Raw genomic sequence first — 3,911 nt, 5'->3', positions numbered from 1 at the left:
CGGCTGCGGCCTTAAGCGAACGCGCGGACGCGATGGTCGCCTCGATCTGCACGCGCGACCGGATCGCCATCGCGGCGCTGAAGACGTACTTCCGCGAGATCACGATTCCCGACTTCTCACTCGCGAGTGAAGTGGCGGGAGCGTCGCTCGCGAACGCCATGACGTCGATGCGCCGCTGATACGCTGATACGCCGTCGAAGTGCCGTCGCACTGCGCGCGGCACGTACGAGAGCGATCGAACACGCAATACCCCGCCCGCGTCGGGCAACACTTCAAGTAATAAGGGCGCCGCGCAACGCGGCGCCTCACGGGACTTCTAGCCATGGCTGATCAAGACACCACTTCCACGTTTTCCGCGAACAGCGGTTACGCGGACTTGCACGAACACATCGCACGCCTCGAAGCCGCGGGCCTGCTGTATCGGATCGACGAGCCGGTCAATAAAGACACTGAAATGCATCCGCTCGTGCGCTGGCAATTCCGCGGCGGCATTCCTGAGGCCGATCGCAAGGCGTTCCTTTTTACGAATATCGTCGACAGCAAGGGCCGCAAGTACGACATTCCGGTCATCGTCGGCGGCATCGCCGCGAATCCGGAGATCTACCGGATCGGTATGAACGTGCCGACGCTCGACGACATCGGCGACGCCTGGAACCGCGCAATCGACAACCCGGTGCCGCCCGTCGTCGTCGAAAGCGGCCCCGTGCATGACATCGTGATCGAAGGTCGAGACCTCGAAGGTCCGGGCAACGGCCTCGAATCGCTGCCGCTGCCGATCTCGACGCCGGGCTTCGACGCCGCGCCATACATGACGATGACCGGTGTGATCTCGCGCGACCCGGACACCGGCGTGCAGAACATGGGCACGTATCGCGGCCACCTGAAATCGGCGACGCGCCTCGGCATGATGATGCTCGTGAACCTTCGCGCGGGCGGTCTCGACCATTGGCGCAAGTACGCGGCGAAGGGCGAGAAGATGCCGGTCGCCATCGTGCTCGGCGCACCGCCTCTCGTCGCGTTCCAGGGTCCGCAGAAGTTGCGCCCGAACGTCGATGAACTGAGCGTCGCAGGCGGCCTCGCCGGTGCGCCGATCCGGGTCGTCAAGGGCCGCACCGTCGATCTGCTGGTGCCGGCCGAAGCGGAAATCGTCGTCGAGGGTTACGTCGATCCGCAGTACCTCGAACCGGAAGGTCCGTTTGGCGAAAGCCACGGTTACGTCGCGCTCGAAGACTACAACCTTGTTATTGAAGTCACGGCGATCACGCGCCGCAAGGACGCGGTGCTGACATCGATCATCTCGCAGGTCACGCCGTCCGAATCGAGCGTCATCAAACGTCTCGCCTACGAGCCCATGTTCCTGCGCCACCTGCGCGACCACCTCGGCATTCGCGGCATCAAGAAGGTGTCGCTGCACGAGCCGCTCACGAACCTGCGTCGCTTCGTGTTCCTGCAGTTCGAGCGCGGCGCGAAGCGCACCGAGGTCTGGCGCGCGCTGTACGGCACGATGTCGCTGCAGGCTGCGATCGGCAAGTTCGTGATCGCGATCGACGACGACATCGATCCGAACAACGCAGACGCCGTGTTCTGGGCGATGGGCTATCGCTGCAATCCGGTCGAGGACGTGAAGATGATTCCGTACCGCGAGCCGGGCCACGGTCCGCGCTCGGACCACGCAACAGGCCTCGATTCAGCCATGCTGATCGACGCGACGATGAAAACGCCGATGCCGCCGCTCGCGCTGCCAAAGAAGGAATACATGGAGAACGCGAAGGTGCTGTGGGAACGTCTCGGCCTGCCGAAGCTTACGCCTGAGTCGCCGTGGTACGGCTACTCGCTTGGCGACTGGACCGAGGAATGGGACCGCAACGCCGAGCAGGCGACGCGCGGCGAATGGATGCAGCGCGATGCGTCCTATCAGGCGCGCCGCCGCAGCGGCGTCGAGCCGAATTCGCCGGTGCGCGGCATCGAGGGCGATCGTGGCGACGAATAACAGTACGCCGGAGCGGATCATCGTTGGCATCACCGGCGCGTCCGGCGTGATCTACGGGATTCGCGCGCTCGAACTTCTCGCCGAGGCGGGCATCGAAACGCATCTCGTGGTCAGCAAGGCCGCCGAGCTGACGATGACCTACGAAACCGACATCCGCGCCGCCGATCTGCGCGCGCGCGCGTCGAAATGGTATTCGCCCGCGGACATCGGCGCGGCCATTTCCTCGGGCTCGTTCAAGACAAAGGGAATGCTGATCGTGCCGTGCTCGGTGCGCTCGATGAGCGAGATCGCCACGGGCATCACGAGTTCGCTGATCAGCCGCGCAGCCGACGTCGTGTTGAAGGAGCGCCGTCGCCTCGTGCTCGGCGTGCGCGAAACGCCACTGCACGGCGGACATCTGCGCACGCTCGTGCAGCTCTCCGACATGGGCGCGATCATCGCGCCGATCGTCCCGGCGTTCTATTCGAAGCCGCAAACGATCGCCGACATCGTTGATCACACGATAGGCCGCATGCTCGATCTGTTTGACATCGAAACCGGTGTGGTCAAGCGCTGGAAAGACCAGCAGCAGGAGCCGTAACCCCCGCGCCACCCGCTTTCACCACCCGCGTTCACCACCCACTTCACAGGCCCGCCGCGACGCACGCGCCAGCGGGCCGCCCTTTGCGATGACCATGACTGAATCCAACCTGCTTTCCCGGCTCACAGACCCGAGCCTGTTGCGCACGCTCGCTTATGTCGACGGCGCATGGTGCGGCGCCGACGATGCCCGCACCTTCGCCGTCGACGATCCCGCCACCGGCGAGAAGATCGCCGACGTGCCGCTCATGACCGGCGTCGAGACGCGCCGCGCGATCGAAGCCGGCGAACGCGCGCAGCGCGGCTGGCGCGCGCTCACCGCGGCGCAGCGCGCGGTGGTCCTGAAGCGCTGGTACGCACTGATGGTCGCGAACACGGACGACCTCGCGGCGATCATGTCGGCCGAGCAAGGCAAACCGCTCGCGGAAGCGAAAGGTGAGATCGGTTATGCGGCGTCGTTCATCGAATGGTTCGCCGAGCAGGCCAAACGGATCGACGGCGACGTGCTCGCCTCGCCTGCCGCCGACAAGCGGATGCTGGTGACGAAGGAGCCGATCGGCGTCTGCGCGGCGATCACCCCGTGGAACTTCCCGGCCGCGATGATTACGCGCAAGGTCGCGCCCGCGCTCGCCGCCGGCTGCGCAATGATCGTGAAGCCGGCTGAAGCCACGCCGTTATCGGCGCTGGCGCTGGCCGAGCTTGCGCATCGCGCGGGCGTACCGGCCGGCGTGTTCAGCGTCGTCGTCGGCGATCCGCGCTCGATCGGCGCGGAGATGACCAGCAACCCGATCGTGCGCAAGCTCTCGTTCACGGGCTCGACGCCGGTGGGCCGCATGCTGATGAGCCAGTGCGCGCCGACAATCAAGAAGCTCTCGCTCGAACTGGGCGGCAACGCGCCGTTCATCGTGTTCGACGACGCCGACCTCGACGCGGCGGTCGAGGGCGCGCTCGCCTCGAAGTACCGGAATGCCGGTCAAACCTGCGTCTGCACGAACCGCTTCTACGTGCAGGACAGCGTGTACGACGCGTTCGCAGAAAAATTCACGGCGGCGGTCGCCCGGATCATGGTCGGCAACGGTTTCGAGGGCGGCGTCACGCAAGGCCCGCTCATCAACGAGGCCGCTGTCGAGAAGGTCGAAGCGCATATCGCCGACGCGGTGGCGCACGGCGCGCGCGTGCTCACAGGCGGCAGGCGTCATGCGGCCGGCAAGCTCTTCTTCGAGCCGACTGTGGTGGGTGGCGTCACTGCTTCAATGCGCTTTGCGACCGAGGAAACCTTCGGCCCCGTCGCCCCGCTTTTTCGCTTCCGCGACGAGCGCGAGGCAATCACGGCGGCGAACGC

At 65.6% G+C, this 3,911-nt stretch carries 3 protein-coding genes; all 3 read left to right on the top strand.

Annotated elements, in window-relative coordinates; all coding sequences use genetic code 11:
* Positions 1 to 322 precede the first annotated feature (322 nt).
* Positions 323 to 1,990, top strand: coding sequence for a UbiD family decarboxylase (locus tag JWR14_RS38435; RefSeq protein WP_299720077.1), 1,668 nt, complete (start codon positions 323 to 325; stop codon positions 1,988 to 1,990).
* Complete coding sequence (locus tag JWR14_RS38430) at positions 1,977 to 2,570, top strand: UbiX family flavin prenyltransferase (RefSeq protein ID WP_299720075.1); 594 nt, start codon at positions 1,977 to 1,979, stop codon at positions 2,568 to 2,570. The genes JWR14_RS38435 and JWR14_RS38430 overlap by 14 nt, the downstream gene beginning before the upstream one ends.
* Before the next feature lie 94 nt (positions 2,571 to 2,664).
* Positions 2,665 to 3,911, top strand: a 1,247-nt coding sequence (locus tag JWR14_RS38425; protein ID WP_299720073.1) for an NAD-dependent succinate-semialdehyde dehydrogenase, incomplete at its 3' end; no start/stop codon positions are given.

It is taken from the genome of Caballeronia sp., assembly GCF_028292365.1.
Lineage (GTDB): Bacteria > Pseudomonadota > Gammaproteobacteria > Burkholderiales > Burkholderiaceae > Caballeronia.
Note: the sequence above shows the minus strand (reverse complement) of the source record. Positions and strands in the feature narration are given on the sequence as shown.

What these genes read in the sequence shown, in the direction of transcription:
- JWR14_RS38435 (WP_299720077.1), top strand. Translation starts at nt 323, where the DNA reads ATGGCTGATCAAGACACCACTTCCACGTTTTCCGCGAACAGCGGTTAC.